This window comes from Gottfriedia endophytica (assembly GCF_017814275.1).
Lineage (GTDB): Bacteria > Bacillota > Bacilli > Bacillales > Bacillaceae_G > Gottfriedia > Gottfriedia endophytica.
Genome location: NZ_JAGIYQ010000003.1, coordinates 348,359 through 372,697, shown reverse-complemented (window position 1 = coordinate 372,697; position 24,339 = coordinate 348,359). Strand labels below are relative to the sequence as shown.

At 34.1% G+C, this 24,339-nt stretch carries 21 protein-coding genes; 3 read left to right on the top strand and 18 right to left on the bottom strand.

Annotated elements, in window-relative coordinates; genetic code table 11:
* Positions 1 to 168: 168 nt before the first annotated feature.
* Positions 169 to 903, top strand: coding sequence for a GntR family transcriptional regulator (locus J5Y03_RS06650; RefSeq protein WP_209403809.1), 735 nt, complete (start codon positions 169 to 171; stop codon positions 901 to 903).
* Between the two features lie 220 nt (positions 904 to 1,123).
* Here J5Y03_RS06650 and J5Y03_RS06645 read toward each other — a convergent pair whose 3' ends face one another.
* Positions 1,124 to 2,803 carry a DAK2 domain-containing protein gene (locus J5Y03_RS06645; protein ID WP_209403807.1) on the bottom strand — a complete coding sequence of 560 codons (1,680 nt, stop codon included), beginning with the start codon at positions 2,801 to 2,803 and terminating at the stop codon, positions 1,124 to 1,126.
* A 22-nt stretch (positions 2,804 to 2,825) separates the two neighbouring features.
* Entirely contained in the window at positions 2,826 to 3,188 is a 363-nt protein-coding gene (locus J5Y03_RS06640) for an Asp23/Gls24 family envelope stress response protein (RefSeq protein ID WP_209403805.1), read from the bottom strand.
* Positions 3,189 to 3,557: 369 nt separating this feature from the next.
* Between J5Y03_RS06640 and rpmB the strand changes: the two genes are divergently transcribed.
* Positions 3,558 to 3,746 (top strand): 50S ribosomal protein L28, encoded by a 189-nt coding sequence (rpmB, locus tag J5Y03_RS06635; RefSeq protein ID WP_025568947.1) that lies wholly within the window; start codon positions 3,558 to 3,560, stop codon positions 3,744 to 3,746.
* Between the two features lie 537 nt (positions 3,747 to 4,283).
* On the opposite strand, the gene spoVM is transcribed toward rpmB, so the two are convergent.
* From spoVM to J5Y03_RS06555, 16 genes are all read right to left on the bottom strand, one after another.
* Entirely contained in the window at positions 4,284 to 4,367 is an 84-nt protein-coding gene (spoVM, locus tag J5Y03_RS06630; RefSeq protein WP_209403886.1) for a stage V sporulation protein SpoVM, read from the bottom strand.
* 94 nt (positions 4,368 to 4,461) lie between these two features.
* Positions 4,462 to 5,103, bottom strand: coding sequence for a thiamine diphosphokinase (locus J5Y03_RS06625; RefSeq protein ID WP_209403803.1), 642 nt, complete (start codon positions 5,101 to 5,103; stop codon positions 4,462 to 4,464).
* Between the two features lie 44 nt (positions 5,104 to 5,147).
* Positions 5,148 to 5,792 carry a ribulose-phosphate 3-epimerase gene (rpe, locus tag J5Y03_RS06620; RefSeq protein ID WP_209403801.1) on the bottom strand — a complete coding sequence of 215 codons (645 nt, stop codon included), beginning with the start codon at positions 5,790 to 5,792 and terminating at the stop codon, positions 5,148 to 5,150.
* A 2-nt stretch (positions 5,793 to 5,794) separates the two neighbouring features.
* Complete coding sequence (rsgA, locus tag J5Y03_RS06615) at positions 5,795 to 6,676, bottom strand: ribosome small subunit-dependent GTPase A (RefSeq protein WP_209403799.1); 882 nt, start codon at positions 6,674 to 6,676, stop codon at positions 5,795 to 5,797.
* Positions 6,677 to 6,705: 29 nt separating this feature from the next.
* Entirely contained in the window at positions 6,706 to 8,685 is a 1,980-nt protein-coding gene (pknB, locus tag J5Y03_RS06610) for a Stk1 family PASTA domain-containing Ser/Thr kinase (protein WP_209403884.1), read from the bottom strand.
* 8 nt (positions 8,686 to 8,693) lie between these two features.
* Positions 8,694 to 9,446, bottom strand: a complete 753-nt coding sequence (locus J5Y03_RS06605; protein WP_209403797.1) for a Stp1/IreP family PP2C-type Ser/Thr phosphatase — start codon at positions 9,444 to 9,446, stop codon at positions 8,694 to 8,696.
* Between the two features lie 4 nt (positions 9,447 to 9,450).
* Positions 9,451 to 10,542 carry a 23S rRNA (adenine(2503)-C(2))-methyltransferase RlmN gene (rlmN, locus tag J5Y03_RS06600; RefSeq protein WP_209403795.1) on the bottom strand — a complete coding sequence of 364 codons (1,092 nt, stop codon included), beginning with the start codon at positions 10,540 to 10,542 and terminating at the stop codon, positions 9,451 to 9,453.
* Between the two features lie 2 nt (positions 10,543 to 10,544).
* Positions 10,545 to 11,891: a 16S rRNA (cytosine(967)-C(5))-methyltransferase RsmB gene (rsmB, locus tag J5Y03_RS06595; protein WP_209403793.1), complete on the bottom strand. Its 1,347-nt coding sequence runs from the start codon at positions 11,889 to 11,891 to the stop codon at positions 10,545 to 10,547.
* Positions 11,884 to 12,837 carry a methionyl-tRNA formyltransferase gene (fmt, locus tag J5Y03_RS06590; RefSeq protein WP_209403791.1) on the bottom strand — a complete coding sequence of 318 codons (954 nt, stop codon included), beginning with the start codon at positions 12,835 to 12,837 and terminating at the stop codon, positions 11,884 to 11,886. Before fmt ends, rsmB begins: the two co-directional genes overlap by 8 nt.
* An 8-nt stretch (positions 12,838 to 12,845) precedes the next feature.
* Complete coding sequence (def, locus tag J5Y03_RS06585) at positions 12,846 to 13,319, bottom strand: peptide deformylase (protein ID WP_209403789.1); 474 nt, start codon at positions 13,317 to 13,319, stop codon at positions 12,846 to 12,848.
* Between the two features lie 274 nt (positions 13,320 to 13,593).
* Positions 13,594 to 15,993: a primosomal protein N' gene (priA, locus tag J5Y03_RS06580; RefSeq protein WP_209403787.1), complete on the bottom strand. Its 2,400-nt coding sequence runs from the start codon at positions 15,991 to 15,993 to the stop codon at positions 13,594 to 13,596.
* Positions 15,990 to 17,195: a bifunctional phosphopantothenoylcysteine decarboxylase/phosphopantothenate--cysteine ligase CoaBC gene (gene coaBC, locus J5Y03_RS06575; protein WP_209403785.1), complete on the bottom strand. Its 1,206-nt coding sequence runs from the start codon at positions 17,193 to 17,195 to the stop codon at positions 15,990 to 15,992. Before coaBC ends, priA begins: the two co-directional genes overlap by 4 nt.
* A gap of 296 nt (positions 17,196 to 17,491) precedes the next feature.
* Positions 17,492 to 17,704, bottom strand: a complete 213-nt coding sequence (gene rpoZ, locus J5Y03_RS06570; RefSeq protein ID WP_209403783.1) for a DNA-directed RNA polymerase subunit omega — start codon at positions 17,702 to 17,704, stop codon at positions 17,492 to 17,494.
* Between the two features lie 4 nt (positions 17,705 to 17,708).
* On the bottom strand, positions 17,709 to 18,326 hold the full coding sequence (gene gmk / locus J5Y03_RS06565; protein ID WP_209403781.1) for a guanylate kinase: 618 nt from the start codon (positions 18,324 to 18,326) through the stop codon (positions 17,709 to 17,711).
* Positions 18,327 to 18,752: 426 nt separating this feature from the next.
* The gene (locus J5Y03_RS06560; protein ID WP_209403882.1) at positions 18,753 to 19,610 is read right to left on the bottom strand and encodes a YicC/YloC family endoribonuclease; all 858 of its coding nucleotides are present in this window, start codon (positions 19,608 to 19,610) and stop codon (positions 18,753 to 18,755) included.
* Between the two features lie 137 nt (positions 19,611 to 19,747).
* Positions 19,748 to 22,420: a calcium-translocating P-type ATPase, SERCA-type gene (locus J5Y03_RS06555; RefSeq protein ID WP_209403779.1), complete on the bottom strand. Its 2,673-nt coding sequence runs from the start codon at positions 22,418 to 22,420 to the stop codon at positions 19,748 to 19,750.
* 210 nt (positions 22,421 to 22,630) lie between these two features.
* Here J5Y03_RS06555 and J5Y03_RS06550 point away from each other — a divergent pair, with 210 nt between their 5' ends.
* Positions 22,631 to 24,331, top strand: a complete 1,701-nt coding sequence (locus J5Y03_RS06550) for an Rqc2 family fibronectin-binding protein (protein ID WP_209403778.1) — start codon at positions 22,631 to 22,633, stop codon at positions 24,329 to 24,331.
* Positions 24,332 to 24,339: the final 8 nt, after the last annotated feature.

Sequence of the window (24,339 nt, the reverse complement as noted above, 5' to 3'; positions counted from 1 at the left end):
TCAAATTATATTTCAATATACTAAAATAAGCAAGGACAAACTTAAACTTCCACAATATTCTTCACCTTAAATATTTTAAGAATAATGGTCACGCTTTACATTTTCACATAACAGATAAGATTGCGAATAATTTATAACTCGATATAATATTTGTAAGGAGTGTTGGTTATGTCTGCTGAAAATAAAAAAAAATCACCTCTATACGAGGAGGTTTTTGAAAAATTATTTAAACTAATTAATGATGGAGTCTATCCGATTGGAAGTAAACTACCTTCAGAACCTGAACTTTCTAAGATGATGAATGTTAGTAGAATGACCCTAAGACAAGCATTGGGTTTACTAAAAGAGGAAGGTTATATTGAAACAACCCATGGGCAAGGGAACTTTATCAAACAAAATGTAAATGTAAAAAGTGTAGGTTTAGAAAAAATAGATAATACTATTTTTCAATGTTGTACAGAAACGATTGATGATATAGATGCTTCTTTTGAAGTAAGTTTTTCAGATGATTATGATTACAGTAAAAAGATTTTTAATCGAGATTCAGCAGTAATGATTAAATTTAATAGGTGGTACAAGTCTAAAAATAAAGTTGTGGCACATGCTTTTACAATGTTCCCAAGTGAGACAGCTTCCCATTATCAAATGAATCTTAACGATCAACAGAGCGCACTAAAAATACTTGAAGAAGATATTTATACGCTAATCCATTCATCAACAATCGAAATAAAATTTACAGAATCAGTTCTTCCTTCTTCAAACTATGAATTACGTTCAAATAATAATTTATTCGTATTATTAATTGAAAATTTATTTGACTCAATGGGGAACGTTGTACTTAAAAATAAGATTTATATCCCAACCGAACTTAGTTCAATAAAAATAAATCGAATAAACAAATAGCATATAAACGTTCGTATATGTAAAGAAGAATTTATATAACAAAAAAGAAACGCGCTAATATAAAAGGTTATGTTTGTGAAGAATATTGCTAACAAACAAATGAAGAGGGACATCATTAATAGATGTCCCTCTTCATTTGTTTGTGTATAAAAGACTTTCATTTTATCTCATCAAGAAGAAACGAGAATTAAGTTCTTGAAAAATTATCTAGTCTTACAAATTATTCAATTGAAAAAATATAAGAGTATAGAGGTTGATTTCCTTTATGTACCTCTACTTCAATTTCTTCAAATTGATCTTCAACGTAAGATACTAATTCTGCAAGTTCTTCGTCAGAAACGTCTTCACCTTGCAAGATTGTTAGAATTTCTGAATCCTCATCTACCATTTCTGAAAGTAGCTTTTTAGCAGCACCTAATTGATTTGCATCAGTAGTAATAATTTTATTCTCAAGAATCCCCATAAAATGGTCTTTCTTAATTTCTACTCCATCAATTTCAGTATCTCTGACAGCGAATGTCACTTGACCAGTTTTTACATACTGAAGTGCATCTTTCATTCCTTCTGCATTTTCCTCTAGTGTAACAGTTGGATTAAATGCTAATAAAGCCGACATTCCTTGTGGAACACTCTTAGAAGTTACAACGGCAACATCTGCATCAGAAACTGTTGCAGCTTGCTCTGCAGCCATAACAATATTCCCGTTATTCGGTAGAACGATCACATTTTTAGCATTACATTTTTCTATAGCCTTTACAATATCCTCTGTGCTTGGATTCATTGTTTGGCCGCCTTCGATTACTACTGTAGCTCCAATACTTTCAAACAATACTTTAATACCAGAACCCATAGCAACAGTGACGATTCCGTATTCTTGTTTTTCATTATTTTTAATAGGAGTTAATTGTTTCTTTTCTTTATCATCGTGTACAAGGTTTGAATGTTGTTCTCGCATATTTTCAACTTTAATTTTTAGGAAGCTACCGTAACGTTGACCACGATTAAATACTTCACCTGGATATTCAGCATGAATGTGAACTTTTACAATTTCATCATCTGCAACAACTAATAACGAATCTCCTAATTCACTTAGTTCTTCACGGAATGCATTTAAGTCAAAAGGATTTTTATCAGTCTTGTCTTTTTCAAATCGAACCATAAATTCTGTACAATATCCAAAAACAATATCCTCAGCATTTAACATACTTTGTACATTTCTATGCTCTGCTTCAACTAATTCTTCTAACGATAATGCTTCTTCAGCACCTTCAAGTGAAATTTCTTCCCCTTTTAAAGCTGCTAGGAAGCCCTCATATACTAAAACTAGTCCTTGACCACCGCTATCTACTACACCTACTTGCTTTAAGACAGGTAATAAGTCTGGTGTGCGATTTAAGGATGCTTTAGCTTCTTTAATTGTTTTTTCTAGAAATGGGATATATTCATCATGATTTGCTGCAATTTCTACAGATTTTTTTGCAGTTTCTCTTGCAACAGTCAAAATTGTTCCTTCAATCGGTTTCATGACAGCTTTATAAGCAGATTCTACGCCAGCTTCTAGTGCAGCAGCAAACTCAGCTGTCGAGATTGTTTGTTTTGATTCAATTGATTTAGAGAACCCTCTAAATAATTGAGATAAAATAACACCCGAATTCCCACGAGCACCCATAAGTAGTCCTTTTGCAAAAAGCTGTCCTACTTTTCCAACATGATTGTTTGGATTTTCTTTAACTTCTTTAGAACCAGAAGTAATGGATAAATTCATATTTGTCCCTGTATCACCATCTGGTACAGGAAATACGTTTAAAGAGTCTACAAATTTCACATTTTTCGTTAAATTATTCGCCCCTTGAATAACCATTTCTGCAAATAATCTACCGTCAATACGTTTAATGGACACAAGTTCTCCTCCTTAGAGTGTCTTACATGTTCGTAACTTTTACACCTTGAACAAAAATGTTAACAGAATCAACTGATAGCCCTAAAGTTTGATCAAGTGTGTATTTCACTTTATTTTGTACATTGCTAGCTACTTCTGAAATTTTTGTTCCGTAACTTACAATTATATACATATCTATATGTACATCTTCTCCTGTATTACGTACGATAACACCTTTAGTAAAGTTTTCTTTTCTTAGTATCTCTGTGATTCCATCTTTTATTTGGTTCTTTGAAGCCATTCCTACAATACCGTAGCAATCAGTTGCTGCTCCTCCTGCAATTGTAGCAATTACTTCTGTACTAATTTCAATTGATCCATATTGTGTTTTAAGTTCTAATGACATTTTACTGGTCCCCCTTATTTTTTCAGTACCAAGTAGTTATGAATCTTTTTGCTTATCTATTATTGTATACTTTTTAACTAAATAATTCTATTAAGTATATGTATTTAACGAATGATTCCACAAATAGCCTCTTATCAGCAGAAAAAGCAACTCCTGTATATGAACCAATTTTAATTCTATTTTAACAAAAAATAAGATGTCACTTTACTAGTTTTAGTATATTATACAATCCTATGTCAAGTAATTTTTCTTGAAATGCTTTTTAATAACTGTTGCATTCTATATATGGTTATGATAAATTATAGTAGTATTTCTAAATGAAAATAACTATTTAAATGTTATTCCGTTTGTATGTAAGGAGGGATATAGATGGCTCGTGTTTGTGTTATTACAGGAAGAAAATCTCGTTCTGGTAACAGTCGCTCTCACGCTATGAATGCTTCAAAACGTACTTGGGGTGCTAACCTTCAAAAAGTTCGTATTTTAGTTAATGGTAAACCTAAACGTGTTTACGTATCAGCGAGAGCATTAAAATCAGGTAAAATTGAGCGCGTATAATTTATAACAATTATACGTACACGAAAGCATAGCTGCTTAAAGCTATGCTTTTTTGCATTTTATAAGAAAAGCGGAAACTTCCCGCTTTTCTCCGAAAGGCATTGGAGCAAACACCAAAAGAAGGGTGATTTTTCCCTTCATTTGGTGTTTGTGAAATGACCGAGGAGATGGAAGTTGGAGCTAGACAGTAAGAAAAGTGAAAACTTCCCGTTTATCTCAAGGACACATTTTGGGCAAACACCCAAAGAAGAGGAGTAATATCGGTATTTGTAAAAGGTTCTATTCTAAAAGATTGTTGCTTTTGAGATATTTAATATTAAAGACAGAAGTTGATTCGTGCGGAAGGTGCGAGACTCCTTTGGGAATAGCGGGAAGGCTGAGACCCCGCATGCTTGCCAAGGAGGCTAGCTCACGCCAACGCGGAAAGGGATCATCCTGGAGTTGTATCAACTATCACATTCTAAAACAGCAACAATGTATACGATAACAATGCTTGGCATGGCTATAAATAAAAAACACCCAAGTAATGGGTGCCTTCTATTTATCTTTCTTAAATGTACTCAGCATTGCACGCACAAGCCCGCCAAGAAATTTTGGTAACTTAATTGTATAAAATCTCATGCTTTCCCTCCTACAAGCTTTCTAAAAAGGACCTAAGGAAAAGATTAATCCTAATACATTTTACTTGCATTGAGCGAAAACTATGTCATGATTTTTAATCTTTACTCCTTATTACCAAAACTATGCCACTTGCAAAAGAAATAGCACCGCTTTCGTTTAAAATTTCATTACTTACACATAAAGAAGAACCTACTTTTAACGAATAATTCGTAAGTGGATACTTAAAGCCTTCAAGTGTTAAATTTTTCACTTCGTTTCCAAGTGAGAAAAAAGAAATGTACTTATATTCATTTGATTTTTTAAATAAATGAGAACCCTCTTTTAATACCTTAATTTCATTAACGTCGTCTAAAATCAAGATATCCGTATGATGATTCAAGTATTTAACTAAAGTATTAATGCTCCCAAACTCATGATCAAGCCGTCCACCAGTAACACAATGAATCATGATTTTATTTGGTCCTTGGTCTAAAGCCCACTTTAAAGCTAATTCTAAATCAGTATCATCTTTTTCAGGGGGAAAAGTAAAAACATTTTCAATCTTTTCTTTTAATTCTTCTAAATGTGATTGACTTATTGAATCAAAATCACCAAATATCGCTTCAGGAATGATCCCTTCAGATAATAAATAACCTGCCCCGCGATCAACCCCTATCCATACCTCATTCTCATTTTTTTGAATGGAACGAAATGGAGTTTTATTTCTTGGTCCAGCGCCTACAAGATGAATAATCAAATTACTCACTCCTAAAAAAAGAAAATGCAATCAAAATGACTGCATTAACCTCTAATTTTTGCTATTGCCTCTTTACGGTTCTCTTTGTTAAAAACTGCTGATCCAGCAACAAGAACTGTAGCACCCGCTTCAATACAAAGTTTTGCTGTATGCTCATCTACACCGCCATCAACTTCAATTTCAACCTGTAAATTACGTTCTTTTGCCATATCAGACACTTGTTTGATTTTTGGTAATACTGAATGAATGAATTTTTGTCCACCAAATCCAGGATTAACAGTCATTAGTAATACCATATCAATGTCTTCAATAATATTTTCAATTGTAGAAACTGGTGTAGCTGGATTAATGACTACCCCTGCTTTTACACCAAGAGCTTTAATTGATTGGATTGTTCTATGAAGATGTTTACATGCTTCAACATGGACAGTAATGTAATCTGCTCCTGCTTTTGCGAACTGTTCAATGTATTGATCTGGATTTTCGATCATTAAATGTACATCTAACGGTAATTTTGTGACAGGACGAATTGCATCTACAATTAATGGTCCAATTGTAATATTTGGAACAAAATGGCCATCCATTACATCAACATGAATGTAATCTGCTCCTCCACGTTCAACGTCTAAAATTTCTTCTCCTAATTTCGCAAAATTAGCTGATAATATTGATGGTGCAATTTTAATCATTTTTAGTACCTCGGCTTTCTGTCTCTTATTTCTTGGATGAATGATTTATAATGTTCGTATCGATCAGAAGATATTTCTCCGTTTTCAATTGATTCTTTTATGGCACATTTAGGCTCTGCTAAGTGAGTACATCCTCTAAATTTACATGCGTTACTTCTTTCTCTCATTTCAATAAAACAATAAGAAAGGTCTTCTACCTCAATATCAATAAAATCTAACGAACTAAAACCAGGTGTATCTGCAACAAGACCTTCTCCAATCTCAATTAATTCTACGTGTCTTGTTGTATGCTTTCCTCTACCTAAGTGGGAAGAAATGATTCCTGTTTTTAAATCTAAGTTAGGTTTTAAAGCATTTAGTAAAGTCGATTTTCCAACCCCAGATTGACCAGCAAACACTGATATTTTCTTGGCCAACATCGGTTGAACTAGTTCAACACCTTCTTCAGTTTTAGAAGATGTTAATAGGACTTCATAACCTATTTGACGATAATAGTCTGCATATGCGTTAATCTTTTTTAATGCTTCCTCAGATAATAAATCGATTTTTGTTATAACGATAATTGGTTTTATTTCATTAAACTCGATTAAAACCAAAAATCGATCCAAAAGGACTGGAGAAAAATCTGGCTCAACTGCAGAAAAAACAAGTATTGCTTGATCTACATTTGCAATTGGAGGTCTAACAAGTTCATTTTTTCTGTCTTTAATCTCTAATAAGTAACCTTCTCCACTTTTTTCTATATGGTATATGGCATGATCTCCAACAAGCGGGGTAATTTTCTTGTTTCGAAAATTTCCTCTTCCTCTACAAGTAACAATCCCCTCGCTTGATTCTACATAATAAAAACCACTTAATGCTTTAATAATTTTGCCTTCTGGCATAAATTCACTCCTAAGTTTGTTTAATACGATTAATATGGTTCATTTTGTTTTGGTACAATTTCTTTTACTTGACCATCACCTAAAATTTTATAAGAAGCTGTTTGGCCAGGCAGAATAGTTAGTGTGAAAGAAATTGGTGTTGTTTCCGTAATTGTTCTTGTAATAGCAGGCTTGTCTCCTGTATTCTTAGCATCCGTAATATATACCTGTATAGTTTCCGGAGCATCTGGCACTGAAGGCATATAAGGTACTTGAACTTTGATTAAAACTTCCTTAGGTTTTTGTATCGGTGCTCCAGATGAAAGAACGACAATAATCGAATCGCCTTCTTTTACTTGGGATCCCGCACTTGGTGTCTGTGATATAACTAGACCATTATCAACAGTGTCTGACTGCTGGTCTTGGAAAATTACTTTTAGATTATTTTCTTTCTTATAAGAATTAACATCACCTTTAGTCCAACCTGTTAAATCCCTGATGCCAAAAGATGAATGACCTTTACTTATCCATACTTCTAAATCTTCATCACTTTGCACAACAGCATCACCAGCTTTTGGTGATTGATCAACAATTTCACCTTCAGATGCGTCATTTTCAACATAGTGTGTAGTTACTGATTTATAGTCGCTTTTAAGCCGATCTTTTATCGAATCATATTGATAACCAGTGAGATCCTCCATTTCACCACTTTGCTTACCTGAAGACTTATAAATTGTGATTGAAGATTTTTCTTTAACGGTTTCGCCTATACCCGGTGATGTTTTCACTACCTTACCTTTTTCAATTTCATTATCAGATATTTCTTTTGGATCATTAACTTTTAAACCTTTTGAGGCAAGTAGCGTGACAGCATTTTCGTAAGTCATATTTCTAACATCTGGAATCTCAATGTCGTTTGGCAAAAATAAAGCTGGTATAACAGTAATCGCTAATAAACCACCGATCGTCAAAACAATAAAAATACCGATTATAAATTTTGCAAAACGATTTTTTTTATTATTTTTCGTTTTTTTCTTATTCTTTTTATCTTGAATTTTATTATTCGATGAAACTACATTATCTTTTCCTTTTTGTACAGGAATAATAACCGTATCTTCATCATTCGTATTAGGTACATCCTTTATAATTGGAATTATTTTTGTTTCTTCATTGTTACTTGGTATGACATATTTCTTTTCATTTTTTCGATCTTGATCTAAAGCTGTTTGAACATCTAATTTCATTTCATCAACTGATTCATATCGATAAAAAGGATCTTTGGCAGTTGCTTTTAATACAATATTCTCGACACTTTGTGGAATCGTATCATTCCATCTAGATGGAGGAGGAACCTCACTTTGCAAGTGCTTTAATGCAATGGAAACTACTGATTCACCCGAAAAAGGTACTCTACCTGTTAGTAGTTCAAACATGACAATTCCTAAAGAATAGATATCTGTTTTTTTATTTGCAATGCCACCCCTTGCTTGCTCAGGTGAAATATAATGTACTGAGCCAAGGACAGTATTCGTTTGAGTAATGGTAACTGATGTGGATGCAGTTGCAATTCCAAAATCAGTTACTTTCACCTTACCATCACTGTTTATTAAAATATTTTGCGGCTTTATATCTCGGTGAACGATTTGGAAATGATGTGCGTGTGCAATCGCCGAAGTTAACTGCTCCATAATTTTTAAAACAGTTTCTATGTCAATTGGATAATTCCTTTGTATGTATTCTTTTAATGTTTCCCCTTTAACATACTCCATTACTATATAATGCAATCCGTTCTCTTCACCAACATCATACGAGCTTACTATATTCGGATGCGACAAAGTAGTAACTGAATATGCTTCTCGTTGAAATCGTCTCAAAAAATCAGGATCATCTGAATAGTCTAGGCGTAACATTTTAACAGCTACGTCACGATCTAATATCATGTCATGGGCTAAATATACGATGGACATTCCGCCGCTGCCTATTAATTTTAAGATTTTATATCGATCGTTAAGGCGTTTTCCAATCATCAAGTTCATCATCATCCTTTCTGATTTATTGATTGATTGTATTTAACAATTGCTAGTGAAATGTTATCTTCGCCCCCAAGACCATTTGCTAAAGAAACTAGCTCATTTCCTATTAGTTTAAGTTCATTAGATGAATAAATTAATTCTTCTAGCTTTTCAAAAGAAATTTTATTAGATAAACCATCTGAACATAATAGAAGAGTATCTTCGCCTTCCCAAGTGAGAGTTTTTACATCCAATTTTACAGTTTCTTCAGTACCAAGAGCTCTCGTAATAACATTCTTTCTTGGATGAATTTCAGCATCTTCTTTAGAAATTTGTCCAGACTTCACCAATTCAGCGACAAGTGTATGATCATCTGTAATTTGAGTGAAGCCATCACTATCTTTAAAATAGCAACGACTATCACCAATATGGGCAATTGTAAAAAATTGATACGTACAAATGATAGCAACAAGTGTTGTACCCATCCCTTTACATTCCTCATGACTTTCTGCATGAGTATACAACTTTGAATTTAACTCATCAATGAATGTGCTTAACCAATTTTCAGCTTCTCTAGGTGTATTAAAGTTACTTGTTTTTTTCCATTCAGATTCAAGGAATTCAATCGCCATTTTACTAGCAACATCGCCAGCTAAATGACCACCCATCCCATCTGCAACAACAGCCAAAACATTTTGTGACTCATTAGTAAATACGCCTACACAATCTTCGTTGTGTTGGCGTACTTTCCCCTTATCAGTTTGAAAAAAGGTTTGCATCCTTTCACCTCGTCTCCTCTTTACGCTCCTTCGCACGCAATTGACCACATGCAGCATCAATATCATGCCCTTGCTCTCGACGAATTGTTACATTGATTCCACGTTGTTTTAAAACTTTTTCAAAAGCAAATATTTGTTCTCTAGGTGTTCTAACATAATTACGCTCAGGAACATAGTTAATCGGTATTAAGTTCACGTGACATTTTACACCTTTTAATAGTTTCGCTAATTCCTCTGCATGCTCGTTTTGGTCATTAACTCCACCCATTAACCCATATTCAAATGTTACACGTCTACCTGTTTTATTTGTATAATAATTAACTGCATCCATTAACTCCGGCAATTTATAAGCACGGTTAATTGGCATTAGTTTAGATCGTAATTCTGTATTTGGTGCATGTAAAGAAATAGCAAAATTAATTTGTAAGCCTTCATCAGCAAATTGATAAATTTTGGGAATAATACCACTTGTAGAAACCGTGATATGTCTTGCTCCGATATTAAGACCTTTATCATCATTTACAATACGAAGGAAATCCATTAAACCATCATAATTATCAAATGGTTCACCGATACCCATTACAACGATTGAACTTACACGCTCTTCTGTTTCATCAACAGCACGTTGTACATTTAGTACTTGTGCTACTATTTCGCCAGCTTCTAGATTTCTTTTTAAACCACCAAGAGTCGAAGCGCAAAATGTACAGCCGATGCGACAACCAACTTGTGTTGTTACACATACAGAATTACCATAATTGTGTCTCATTAATACTGTTTCTATTGAGTAACCATCATGAAGCTCAAATAAAAATTTCATCGTTCCATCAGAAGATGTTTGTTGAACAAGTGTTTTAAGCGTTGTGATTTCAAATTGATCATTTAATAATTGGCGCAATTCTTTAGGCAAATTAGCCATTTCTTCAAAGCTATCAACACGTTGAGTATATAGCCAATTATAAATTTGTTTTCCACGGAAAACCTGCTGTTTATTTTCCTTCAACCATTCTTCTAAATCCTTTATTTTTAACGAATAAATTGATGGTTTTTGTGCTGCTTTATTTGCTTTAACTAATGAAGTATCTTCTACTTTCAAAGTTACACCTTCTTTCTTAATCTTGCAATAAAAAATCCGTCCGTCCCAAAGTAATGAGGGAGTATTTGTACATACCCATTTTTAACGTTTGTACATTGGTTTATTTCTATTGGTAAATCATTTTCTAAAGTTGGATCTAATTCAAAATCATGATGTGTTTCTAAGAAACTTTGTACAACGCAGGCATTTTCTTCTTGCCCTACAGTACAAGTAGAGTAAACTAGAACTCCTTGTGATTTCACAAGTTTTGAAGCTTCATGTAATATATCACCTTGTATACGTTGTAAATTTTCCACGTCTACTTTTTCTTTTTTCAAAAGGATATCAGGTTTTCTTCTTATAACACCTAATCCTGAACATGGTGCATCAACTAATACTTTATCAAATTGTTGTCCATCAAACTCTTCAGGTGCTTTTCGAGCATCTAATGTGAAGGCATGAATATTTGATAGTCCTAGTCTGTTAGCTTGTTCTTTTATTAATTTCACTTTATGCTTATGCAAATCAAGTGAAGTTACTGAACCAGTATTATTTAACAACTCAGCAATATGAGCTGATTTACCTCCCGGAGCAGCACATGTATCAAGTACTGTCTCACCAGCTTTTACACCTAGTGCTTGCCCAACAAGCATTGAACTTTCATCTTGAATTGAAATATATCCTTCTTTAAATGCGTTAGTAAAGGCAACATTTCCTTCTAATATTTTGATGGCAAAAGGAGATAAGTCACCTGTTTCAACTTCTACTCCTTCTTGCTGTAACATTTTGATCGCTTCTTCTTTAGAAATCTTACTCGTATTCACACGCGCAGTTTGAAATGGAGGTTTGATGTTTTCTTCACACATTTTAATTGTTTCCTCTTCACCAAACTCTTTCATCCAAAGACTTACTAACCATTCTGGATGGTTTGTAGCAACAGCAATTCTTTCAACCGGATTTTCTATTTCGTCAATCGATCTAGTTCCATTACGTTGAATATTTCTTAGAACGCCATTAACTAATGAAGAAATTCCTTTATGACCACGTTTTTTTGCAATTTCTACAGCTTCATTTAATACCGCATGAGCAGGAATACGATCTAAAAATTGCAACTGATAAAGGGATAGCTTTAATAAAACTTTCACCCAATCTTGTAATTTCTTTTGATTTGCGATAAATGGATTTAAAGCATATTCCAAATATCGATTTCTTTGAATCGTTCCATATACTATTTCAGTTAATAAACCAGTATCAGCTTGTGATAAATCATTTTTATTAATGACATTATTTAAAAGCAAGTTGCTGTATGATTGGTTTTTATAAACGGAAAGAAGTGCATCAAGGGCAATCTCTCTTACATTTTTACTCATGTACGTCTCCTAACTTCATTCCAACTGTAATAAACGATCCCGCTCCATTTAAATATTGCTTAGCGTCCATACGTTTTTTACCAGCTGGTTGTAAATCTGTAATTTTAATAGCTACATCATTTCCTGTTGATACGATAAAACCATCAGCTTCAACCTCAATGATTTCACCAGGCTTTGCATTTTTAGAAGTTATTACTTTTTCACTCCACCAAACTTTCATGACATCTCCGTTTAGTGTAGTATAAGCGACTGGCCATGGGTGTAAACCTCGGACATGATTATAAATTTCTTCACCTGTTTTTGTCCAATCAATTTTCTCTTCTTCTCTTTTAATATTCCATGCAAATGTAGCTTTGCTTTCATCTTGTTTCTCAGGATTAATTTCTCCATTTAATAAGTTTGGAATTGTTTGTGAAAGCAATTCTGCACCTGCCACACTTAATTTATCATGCAGTGTCCCAACATGATCTCTTTCTTCAATTGGAACAACTACTTTAGAAATCATATCACCAGCATCAAGTTTCTCAACCATATACATAATAGTGACACCAGTTTCTTTTTTACCTTGGATAATTGAATAATGAATTGGTGCCCCACCCCTTAGCTCAGGAAGTAGAGATGCATGAACATTAATACAGCCAAATTTAGGTGTTTCTAAAATTTCCTTAGGTAAAATTTGTCCAAATGCAGCAGTGACAATTAAATCTGGTTCTAATGCTAATACCTTTTCTACTTCTTCTGCCAATCTTATTTTCTCTGGTTGGAAAACAGGAATATCATGTTTTAAAGCTTCAACCTTTACAGGTGGAGGTGTTAATACTCTTTTTCGACCTACTGGACGGTCTGGTTGCGTAACTACACCCACTACATTATATTTTTCTTCAATTAATGTTCTTAAGACATTTACTGAAAAATCCGGTGTACCCATAAATACGATTCTAGTCATTTTTGATCCTACCCTTCTAGCTCATCTTCTGTATAATATCGAGTTACCTTTGAAGTAAATAACACACCATTTAAATGATCAATTTCATGAAGAAGTGCGCGAGCTAAAAAACCTCTTGCTTCAATAATAAAATATTTACCTCTTTTATTTTGCGCTTTTATTTTAGCATAGCTAGGTCTTGTTACATCACCAAATAATCCTGGAAAACTTAGGCAACCTTCGATATCAGTTTGTTCACCTTTTACTTCCATTACAACTGGGTTAATTAAATCAATACGACCGTTGTCATCATCAACATCGACAACAGCAATTTGCTTTAATACGCCAATTTGTGGTGCTGCTAATCCAACCCCATCTTCAGCTAGCATTGTTTCATACATATTATTTAATAACTTTGTTAGATCTTTATCAAATGAAGTCACTTTTTCGCAAGGTGTTTCAAGGATTTCATTTGGATGTGTAACGATTTTTAAAAGTGACAAATTGTTTCCTCCTAAATGTTAAATCAAGTTTAATTATATAAGGCTGTTTGCGTATACATTGTTGTTATTTTAGAATGTGTAAGTTGATTTCCACTCCAGGTTGCTCGCTTTCCGTGGGGCGGGCGGTGAGCCTCCTCGTCGCTATCGCTCCTGCGGGGTCTCACCTGTCCCGCTGTTCCCACAGGAGTCTCGCACCTTCCGTTCCAATCAACTTCTATTCAAAAGTTTCTTATAACATAATTTATTTAAAAACAACAATCTTTTAGAAAAAACCTTACATGAACATTGTTGGTTGAAAATCGATCGTTATTTGAAGCTGACCTTTGTCGGTTTCTTCTTGGTAAAATTGTTGTATTTTTGTTAAAACCGCGTGTAGAGCGGGTTCATATTTATATTTGATGACACATTGATAGCGAAATTTATCTTTAATTTTAGGTATTGGTGAAGACACTGGGCCAAGTATGATTGATTTATTGGACAAATGTTCCCTCAAATAAATGGCTATCTGTTCTGAAACCTTTACAACCTTCATTAAATCCTGGTGCGAGATTGATATAAGAACTAGATAATAATATGGTGGATAATGAAAGTTTCTTCTAATTTTCATTTCTTGCTCATAAAAATCAAGATAATTTTGGTCCTTTGCGAGTTCAATACTATAATGCTCTGGTGTATAAGTTTGTACAACAACCTCACCTGGCAAGTCATGACGTCCTGCTCGTCCACTAACTTGAGTTAATAAACTAAACGTTCGTTCACTCGCACGAAAATCTGGTAAATGAAGAGAACTATCTGCAGCTAACACACCTACTAAAGTAACTTTCGGAAAATCAAGTCCCTTTGCAATCATTTGTGTCCCTAGTAAGATATCAGCTTCTCCATTTCCAAATTGTTTTAACATTTTTTCATGAGATCCTTTTCGACTTGTCGTATCATTATCCATTCTAATGACCCGTGCTTCTGGAAATTGTTGATAGATTGCCTCTTCAACCTTCTGCGTCCCAGTACCAAAAAAGCGAATGTAATCACTTTGACAGGAAGGGCATACTTTTGGCATATGCTCCTCGTAACCACAATAATGACATTTTAAACGATGGGTATTTTTATGATAAGTCAATGATACTTCACAATGTGGACACTGAATAACAAACCCACAATCACGACACATAACAAATGAGGAATAGCCTCTTCTATTTAAGAAAAGGATAATCTGCTCCTTCTTTTGTAACCGGTCTTCAATTTTCTCATGTAACGCTGTAGAAAACATCGAGCGATTACCACGATGAAGTTCTTCTCTCATATCAACTACTTCAACAGTAGGTAATGCATCTTGATTCACACGTTTTTCCATTGTTTCAAGTTCATAGACACCTTTTTGAGCACGGGCATATGACTCTAATGTAGGAGTTGCGCTACCGAGAACGACTGAACAACTGTGATAGTTTCCTCTCCAAATTGCTACATCACGTGCATGATATCTTGGATGTTCGTCTTGTTTGTATGTTGTTTCATGTTCCTCATCAATAATAATTAAGCCAAGGTTTTCAAATGGTGCAAAAATTGCCGAACGTGCTCCAACAACAACTTTAACTTCTTTTCTCTGAATTTTTCGCCATTCATCATATTTTTCACCAATTGATAATCCACTGTGTAAAACTGCAACATCGTTTCCAAAACGTCCTTTAAACCGTTCTACAATTTGCGGAGTAAGCGCAATTTCAGGAACTAAAACAATTGCTTCTTTATTTAAATTTAGTACGTTTTGGATTGTTTGAAGATAAACTTCTGTTTTTCCACTTCCAGTAACACCGTGTAATAAATGAACTTTATGTTCATTATTTGAAATTGAAGTAGCAATTTTTTCATATGCATTTTTTTGTTCATCAACTAAAGGTAATGGACTTGTTCTATTTATTTGTTTGTTCACATAAGGATCACGATAGACTTCAATCGAATGAACATTTATTACTTTATTCTTTTGAAGTGTTTTGATTGGTGATTCTGTGATGCCTAATCGTTCCTTTAGTTCTTTTATACTTGTTTGTCCATTTAGTCGAAGAAATTCGATTATATCCCTTTGTTGAGGTGAAGAGATAGAATTTGCTTCATGATCAAAAACTTCTAATAATGTCGCTACTCTTTCCACTTTTTTATTCGCTTTATTTTTCACTTCATAATCTACTTCAAGTAAACCTTCTTTGATCGCTCTTTGGACAGTTGTGATTTTTGAAACTAACTCTTCCAATTCACTCCATTCTCTTCTCTCTAAATGAGTAAAAATGGCTTGAAGCTCTTCTGGCAAATAATCTATTGATTCTTTCGAATGTAGTCTGACAAATTTCTTGTACACTGCTTTTATTGCTGTTGGAAGCATAGCTTGATAGGCCGTAATTAAAAAACAAAGTGTCTCTTCCGATAAATACGTACCTAATAATAATAATTCTTCCGTTAAAACAGGAATCACATCAAGTACTTCACCAATTTCCTTTACTTTCGAAACTGACGTATGATCTTTTACAGCTAATACAATTCCTTGGACTTTCCTTGGACCAAATGGAACAATTACACGCATGCCTGGTTGAACAGCATCTTCCCAACGGTTAGGAATAGCATAATCAAAAGCTCTATCCGTTTGGCGAACCGATACATCTACTAAAACAGATGCATAATTCATTTTTCTCCCTCACTCAATTTGCGGTATACTTCAGCTAAAATTTCTTTTGCGACTTGTTTTTTCGTCATTTTAGGTAGATGTTTAATATCACCGTTACGATTATAAATGCTTACAATATTTGTATCAGTTCCGAATCCAGCACCTTCAAGAGTTACATTATTCGCTACAATAAAATCAGCATTCTTTTTCTGTAGTTTTCCTTTTGCATACTCTTCTACTTGCTCTGTTTCAGCTGCAAATCCAACTAATAATTGATGAGTTTTTTTGTTCCCAAGAGAAAGTAAAATGTCCTCTGTTCGTTTTAAAGGAATTGACAAATTGCCGTCAGTTTTTTTAACTTTATGGTCATAAGTTACTTCAGGTGTATAATCAGCAACTGCAGCAGTTTTAATGACAACATCAGCATCATTAAAATGAGAATGGATGGCATCATACATTTGTGCCGCAGACTCAACTTGAATTACTTCACATCCTGAAGGTGGAGTCAGATTTGTTGGACCAGATACTAATACAACATTTGCTCCTAAAGAAACGGCAACTTCAGCTATGCTATAGCCCATTTTTCCAGATGAATGATTACTAATATAACGTACCGGGTCAATTTTTTCTCTTGTTGGACCAGCAGAAATAACAATTTTTTTCCCGCTTAAGATTTTTTCCTCTTCTGTAAACTGTTCATTAACAAATGAAACAATCTCCTCAGGTTCTGCAAGACGTCCTTTCCCAACATAGCCACAAGCTAAATAACCCTCATCAGGCTCAATAAACTGATATCCGATTTCCTTTAAAGTTGCCATATTCTTTTGAACAATTGGATGATTGTACATATTCACATTCATTGCTGGTGCAATACAGATCGGTTTTGTTGCAGCAAGTAAAGTAGTAGAGATCATTTCGTCTCCGATCCCATTTGCTAACTTTCCGATCGTATTAGCCGTGGCAGGTGCAACAACAATTAGGTCAGGCCAATCGCCAAGATCGATGTGGGCAATTTTTGAGCTATCCTTTTCATCAAAAGTATCTATATATACGTCGTTTTTAGACAACGCTTGAAACGTTAAAGGAGCTACAAATTCTGTCGCACTTTGAGTCATCATCACTTTTACATCATAGCCTGCTTGTACAAGTTTACTTGTTAGAGCAGCAGCTTTGTAAACAGCAATGCCTCCAGTTACACACAGTAAAATTTTCTTTTGTACCAATTCCCTTCACCCTTTCAATCTATAAGCAAATAATCTTTTCATTTAATTTCGTTTATTAACTAATTCTAATTTACCATAAAAGATTAAGAAATAATGAGGACTATGCATCAGATTAACAAAAATGTCTTGATTCGTATTTAAATCATATTTTTTTCAATACTCCACCGATGCTAAATACCAGGTTTAATTAAAGGGAAGTTTCCCTACTACCTTTTCCCTTTTCCCTATTACTGCCTTTTAATGCGGGATAAAAAAATAACAACCTAGATGCGTAGGTTGTTATTCATTGAGAAAGCTTAATCTTCTTTTACTTCTTCAAGCTTACGGTAAGATAATAGGCCTGCATTGATTTCTTCTAACGCTTTACCAACAAATTTGTCTGATACTGGCTTTTCAACGCGTCCATCACGTTTTACTTGCATATCGCGAGCACGTTTCGATGCTACTGTTACTAAAGTGTATTTTGAATCTAATTTTGTTAATAAACGGTCAATAGAAGGATATAACATATACTTATTCCGCCTCCAGCATTCTTTTATAATAATTTGATACTCGTTCACGTTTTAAATGTTCACTTGTAATAATTGCATTTACACGATCACAAGCAGAATCAACTTTGTCATTTTCAACTACATAATCATAAGCATCCATCATGTCTAACTCTTCTTTAGCAGCATTCATTCGATTTCTAATTAAATCTTCTGTTTCTGTACCACGAGTTTCGATACGATTTTGAAGTTCTTTTAAGCTAGGTGGAGCTAAGAAAATAAAGATTCCTTCTGGGAAAGCTTTTTTAACTTGTAATGCACCTTGGACTTCAATTTCTAATAGGATGTCTTTACCTTCTTGTAATGTTTTTTCTACATATTCAATAGGTGTTCCATAATAGTTTCCTACATATTCTGCCCACTCTAAAAACTTATTTTCAGCAATGCGTTGTTTGAAGTCTTCTTTTGTTGTAAAGAAATAATCGACTCCATTGACTTCACCTTCTCTAGGTGAACGTGTTGTCATTGAAATACTATATTGAAGCGTTGTATCTTTACACTCAAATAGTGCTTTACGAACTGTACCTTTACCTACGCCAGATGGCCCAGAAAGGACAATTAATAAGCCGCGTTCGTGTTTCATTTTGGCTCCTACCCTTCTTTAAATCAAACAATTTCTATAAGAAGTAAAAAATTTTTACTCTATTTAATTTCGTCGAATATCTAAATATTAACTTCTATTTAAAAAACATTGTTGCCCCTTACTTAATACTGTAAACAAGTTCTTTAAAAATCAGGCTGTTTTTATAGACATGTTGCTATATTAGTATGTGTAAGTTAATATACAAAACCTAAAAGCATCAATCTTTAGAAAAAAGCCAATAATTAAGAATAAAATGCTCCAACGCCTGTCGGGGCTAACCGGGTCGACTCAGCTTTTCTGTCTGTCTAGCTCCGTCGCCTACCTCCTCGGCCATTTCACAAAAACCAATTGAAGTGAAAACCGCACTTCATTTGATTTTTGCTCCAATGTCTGTCGGATGTGAGCAAGGCGACTCCGCTTTTCGTTCTACTCTATATTCTGTACTTGTTCTCTGATTTTTTCAAGGTTGTTTTTCATTTCGATTACTAGTTTTGATATTAGTATATCGTTTGCTTTTGAACCGATTGTGTTGATTTCGCGGTTCATTTCTTGAACAATAAAGTCTAGTTTACGTCCAATTGACTCATTTAATTGAAGAGTTTCGTTAAACATTTCGATATGGCTCTTTAGCCTCACTTGTTCTTCTGTAATGTCACTACGATCAGCAAAAATCATTACTTCTGCTAATAGTCTTTGCTCATCAATTGATTGGTTAAGTACTTCGTTTAGCTTAGCTTGAAGCTTATTTTGATAAGACTTAATAACGTTTGGTGCATATGGCTTAATTTTTTCTAATGACTCTTCAATTGAGTTAAGACGAAGAACTACATCTTTTTTAAGCTGTGTTCCTTCTTTTTCTTTCATCTGTCTAAATTGATTACATGCTTCGTGAACAGTATCAAATAAATACTGCCCGAAATTTTCTTCAATTTGCTCAACTTCGGTAATTGTTGTTACTTCTGGCAACTTCAATAATTCGATTGCTGAATAATCTTTAGAGTCCTTTTTATCTAATTGAAGTTGATTTAGTACGTTTTTATATTGTGTCAATAATTCTTCATCAACGACTAATTTACGACTTAACATGCCTTCAATCGTAATAAACAGTTCAACTCGCCCACGATTTGTATATTCAGAAACAATTTTTTTAATTGGCTCTTCATATGGCATTAATTGTCTAGGCATACGTAGAATTGTTTCTAAGTAGCGATGATTTACTGACTTCATTTCAATATGTATTTTTACTTGCTCTTTCGTTAGGATGGCTTTTCCATACCCAGTCATACTAACAACCATTATTTCACTTCCAATACAATTTTGTCCTAAATAATTAGTAAAGACAAAAGGTAATAGAGATTACCTCTACTACCTTAAGCGATTATACCATATTCTGTTCTACTAGGCTATTTTCTTCGAGAAAATTATTTTTTCTTTGTAAATAAGGCACCTGCCAACATAAAAGTTGGTACACATGAAAGTCCAACTATTAAAAACCATTCTCTAGGATCAAGCGGTAATGTTTTAAAAATAGGTTGTAGTGGTGGGAAATAAATTACGACAAGCATTAATAATAATGAAACAATTACCGCTCCTATTAAATAGAGATTCCCAAATGGGTTTCGATGAAAAATAGATCGTTCACTTCGACAATCAAAAACGTGAATAAGTTGTGCAAGTACTAGAGTAGAAAAAGCAACAGTTTGTGCATATTCAAGATGATCAGGATGCTGATTATAAGAAATAATAAACGCAAGTAAGGTGACAATTCCTATTAAAAAGCCTCTTGAAATAATTTTCCAACCTAGTCCTCTTGCAAAAATACCTTCCGATAATGATCTCGGACTTCTTCTCATCACATCATCTTCAGGTGAATCTACCCCAAGAGCCATAGCAGGTAATCCATCTGTTACTAAATTTACCCAAAGGATTTGAACAGGAACAAGTGGTAATGGCAATCCAAGAATCATTGCGAAAAGCATAACTAAAATTTCGCCTACATTCGATGCCAAGAGATATCGGATAAATTTTCGAATATTACTATAAATATTTCGTCCTTCTTTAATAGCAGATTTAATTGTTGCGAAGTTATCATCTAACAAGATAAGAGCCGATGCTTCTTTCGCTACTTCAGTACCCGTAATACCCATGGAAATACCGATATCCGCTGCTTTTATAGCAGGTGCATCATTTACACCATCCCCAGTCATCGCAACAATATGTCCATTTGATTGAAGGGCTTTTACAATTTTCAATTTATGCTCTGGTGAAACACGAGCAAAAACATTTACATCATCAACAATATCAGATAACTGTTGTACTGAAAGAGAGTCTAAATCTTTCCCCTCAATAACTAGTCCTCCTTCTCTTAATATCCCTAATTGTTTTGCAATACTTGAAGCAGTTAATTTATGATCACCCGTAATCATGATTGTTTTAATGCCTGCTTCTTTACATTCTTGAACAGCTTTTGCTACTTCTCTTCGTGGAGGGTCAATCATTCCTTGTAGACCAATAAATGTTAATCCGCTCTCTAACATTTCTTCATCTCGAGCATGTTTTGCTTCAATTGGTTTAAAAGCAATTGCAATGGTTCGAAGTGCATTATTCGCATAACTAGATATGATATTTTCAACCGCACCAACACGCAATGCATTTAATTGTTCTTGACGTTCATGCCAGAGGATTGTGGAACATCTTGATAGCAAAACATCTGGAGCCCCCTTTGTAACGACGAAGAAATTACCAGCTTTATCACGTACAACCACACTCATCATTTTTCTAGTACTATCAAAAGGAAGTTCATGTACTCTAGTAAAGTTGGATTCGATATAAGCTTGATTAATTCCAGCTTTATGACCTGCTACGATAATTGCTCCTTCAGTTGGATCCCCGTCTAAGAATATATCTTTTTTCCTTTTTATTAATTGAGCATCATTACAAACTGAACCAAAAACTAGTGTTTGAAATAATTGTTTGTTTAGTGCCAAATTCACTTGCTTATCACTTTGTAAAAATTGACCTTCTGTCTCATAGCCACTACCTGTGACAGAATAGTTTGTACCACCCGACCAAATATTTGTTACTGTCATTTTATTTTCTGTCATTGTTCCTGTTTTGTCAGAGCAAATAACAGAAGCACAACCTAATGTCTCTACTGCCTGCAACCTTCTTACAATTGCTTTCTTTTTAATCATTCTTTGGACACCAAGTGACAATGCTACTGTTACAATGGCCGGAAGTCCTTCTGGAATTGCCGCAACAGCAAGTGAAACACCCGCTAAAAACATATGATAAAGCTCGTTTCCTTGGTAAACACCAATGAGTACGACAAGTGCCGTTAAGAATAACGCAACAACAATTAAGATTTTTCCTAATTGCTCAAGTCTTCGTTGAAGAGGTGTTATAACTGCAACAGTATTTTGTAATAAATTTGCGATTTGCCCCATTGCAGTTTTCATACCTGTTGAAACAACAACACCTTTACCGTGTCCACGTGTAACCAAAGTACCCATAAACGCCATATTCGTTTGATCACCAATCCCAAGATTGTCCAAATCAAGAGCTTCCGAACGTTTCTGAACAGGTAATGACTCGCCTGTTAATGCAGATTCTTCTATGTATAAACTTGCTGCTTCAAAAATCCTAACATCTGCACCAATTCGATCCCCACTTGTAAATTTTATTATGTCTCCAGGCACTAACTCTTTCGTAGGAACTTTCTTATATTGTCCTTCCCTGAGAACAGTAACTTGAGGTGCAGCCAATTCCTTTAAAGCCTCTAAAGATTTCTCCGCTCTAGCCTCTTGAAAATAACCTAGAATACCATTGACTAGCACAATTGCAATAATCGCAATTGCATCAACTATCTCTTTTAAAAACACTGAAATTAACGTTGCTCCGAGTAAAACAAACACCATAAAATCATTAAACTGACTTAAAAACAAAATTATTTTTGACTTTTTTTCATTTTCTTGAAGCTCATTATAACCAAACTTTTCTCGCCTTCTCTTTGCCTCTGCATCTGACAAACCTAAGGACATATTACTATTCGTAACATGAAACACCTCATCCGAATCCATACGGTAAAAATCCATTCATCGTCACCCCTACTAAATACATAAGGAAAGCAATCCCCTTCCCCTCTTATAAATGCATATTCGAACTCGTCCAAAAAAATGATATAATGAATTAAGAAATGTGGAGTGAGCTTGTTTAGCTCTAAAAGGTCTTTATCGATAAAATACAAATAAAAACAATTGTGATATACATAACTTATTATGTTTATTTAGTTAGGAAGTGACATTATGTCTTTTGATGGTTTATTTACAGGAGCAATGACACACGAAGTTGCTTCACTTTTAACAACTGGACGGATTTCAAAAATTGTTCAACCAAGTGCGTATGAGGTTTTATTTACGATTCGAGCAAGCAGTACAAATTACAAATTATTATTAAGCGCTCATCCAAGCTATGCTCGTTTCCACATTACAGACCAACAATATGATTCACCTAATGAGCCACCAATGTTTACGATGGTTCTTAGAAAGCATTTAAATGGCGGATTTATCGAAAGCATTACGCAATCAGATAACGAACGGATTGTTACGATTAAAGTACGTAGTCGTAATGAAATTGGCGATGAAATGTCAAGGTCACTAGTTGTTGAATTAATGGGGCGTCATAGTAACATTATTTTAATAGATAATGATAGAAATATGATTCTTGATAGTGTAAAACACGTTCCAATGGCTGTGAATAGACACCGTACCATTTTACCTGGCGCACAGTATATACAACCACCAGCTCAAGAAAAAAGAAATCCGTTTGCGCCAATTTCAAAGGATGAATTTAACAGTTTAATTCAACAAGAAGATGTGACTCCGTCTCAAGCAATTATTAATTCATTCTCTGGAGTGTCTCCATTATTTGCTAATGAAGTGGTATTCAAAGGGATTGGACAATCTTATGAAGTGTTTTCGGATCTTATTGAAAAGCTAAAGAAATATGAATACACACCAACCTACTTCAAAACTGAGAACAAAGAGTATTTTTATTTCTTGCCAATAACACATTTGCATGGAGAAACAGTCCATTTTGATACACTAAGTAAATTATTAGATGTATTTTATTTTGGAAAAGCCGAACGTGACCGTGTGAAGCAACAAAGCGGTGATTTAGAAAAGCTTTTACACAATGAAGTTTCTAAAAATTATAAAAAACTAAAGAAGCTTGAACAAAGTCTAAAAGACACTGAAAAAGCAGATCGTTTACAGCTCCAAGGTGAACTATTAACTGCAAATATGTTTGCACTTAAAAAAGGGATGAAGGATATTGAAGTTGTTAACTATTATGATGAAAATGGAGCAACAATCACAATTCCACTTTCTCCATTAAAAACGCCTTCAGAAAATGCACAATCCTATTTTACAAAATATACAAAAATGAAAAATAGTATTACCCATATTGAAGAGCAAATCAGTTTAACGATTGATGAAAATAAGTATTTAGAGACGATTCTCCAACAACTAGAATCAGCATCTCCTAGAGACATAGAGGAGATTCGTGAAGAGCTTGTAGAAACAGGTTACTTAAGAAAAAAACATTCTAAAAAACAAACAAAATCAAATAAACAAAAAGTTACTTTAGATGAATACATCTCTTCTACAGGTGAATTATTACTAGTTGGAAAAAACAACAAACAAAATGAATACTTAACAAATAAATTAGCTGCTAGAGATGAGCTATGGTTCCATACTAAAGATATCCCAGGCTCTCACGTTGTTATTCGCTCAAAAGAACCAAGTGAACAAGCAATTAACGAAGCAGCAATATTGGCAGCATACTTTAGTAAAGCACGTCAATCTAGCTCAGTTCCAGTAGACTATACACAAATCCGTCATGTAAAAAAACCAAATGGTTCGAAACCAGGCTTTGTTATTTATGAGCAAAATAATACGATCTATGTTACACCTGATGAAGAGCTAGTGTTGAAGTTAAAAAAATAACTTAAAAA

What these genes read in the sequence shown, in the direction of transcription:
- rsgA (WP_209403799.1), bottom strand. Translation starts at nt 6,676, where the DNA reads ATGCCAGAAGGCAAAATTATTAAAGCATTAAGTGGTTTTTATTATGTA.
- J5Y03_RS06560 (WP_209403882.1), bottom strand. Translation starts at nt 19,610, where the DNA reads ATGACTGGGTATGGAAAAGCCATCCTAACGAAAGAGCAAGTAAAAATA.
- gmk (WP_209403781.1), bottom strand. Translation starts at nt 18,326, where the DNA reads ATGAAACACGAACGCGGCTTATTAATTGTCCTTTCTGGGCCATCTGGC.
- rpoZ (WP_209403783.1), bottom strand. Translation starts at nt 17,704, where the DNA reads ATGTTATATCCTTCTATTGACCGTTTATTAACAAAATTAGATTCAAAA.
- J5Y03_RS06555 (WP_209403779.1), bottom strand. Translation starts at nt 22,420, where the DNA reads ATGGATTTTTACCGTATGGATTCGGATGAGGTGTTTCATGTTACGAAT.
- J5Y03_RS06605 (WP_209403797.1), bottom strand. Translation starts at nt 9,446, where the DNA reads ATGCAAACCTTTTTTCAAACTGATAAGGGGAAAGTACGCCAACACAAC.
- rpe (WP_209403801.1), bottom strand. Translation starts at nt 5,792, where the DNA reads ATGATTAAAATTGCACCATCAATATTATCAGCTAATTTTGCGAAATTA.
- rpmB (WP_025568947.1), top strand. Translation starts at nt 3,558, where the DNA reads ATGGCTCGTGTTTGTGTTATTACAGGAAGAAAATCTCGTTCTGGTAAC.
- J5Y03_RS06550 (WP_209403778.1), top strand. Translation starts at nt 22,631, where the DNA reads ATGTCTTTTGATGGTTTATTTACAGGAGCAATGACACACGAAGTTGCT.
- spoVM (WP_209403886.1), bottom strand. Translation starts at nt 4,367, where the DNA reads ATGAGATTTTATACAATTAAGTTACCAAAATTTCTTGGCGGGCTTGTG.
- rsmB (WP_209403793.1), bottom strand. Translation starts at nt 11,891, where the DNA reads ATGAGTAAAAATGTAAGAGAGATTGCCCTTGATGCACTTCTTTCCGTT.
- J5Y03_RS06640 (WP_209403805.1), bottom strand. Translation starts at nt 3,188, where the DNA reads ATGTCATTAGAACTTAAAACACAATATGGATCAATTGAAATTAGTACA.
- fmt (WP_209403791.1), bottom strand. Translation starts at nt 12,837, where the DNA reads ATGACTAGAATCGTATTTATGGGTACACCGGATTTTTCAGTAAATGTC.
- J5Y03_RS06650 (WP_209403809.1), top strand. Translation starts at nt 169, where the DNA reads ATGTCTGCTGAAAATAAAAAAAAATCACCTCTATACGAGGAGGTTTTT.
- priA (WP_209403787.1), bottom strand. Translation starts at nt 15,993, where the DNA reads ATGAATTATGCATCTGTTTTAGTAGATGTATCGGTTCGCCAAACGGAT.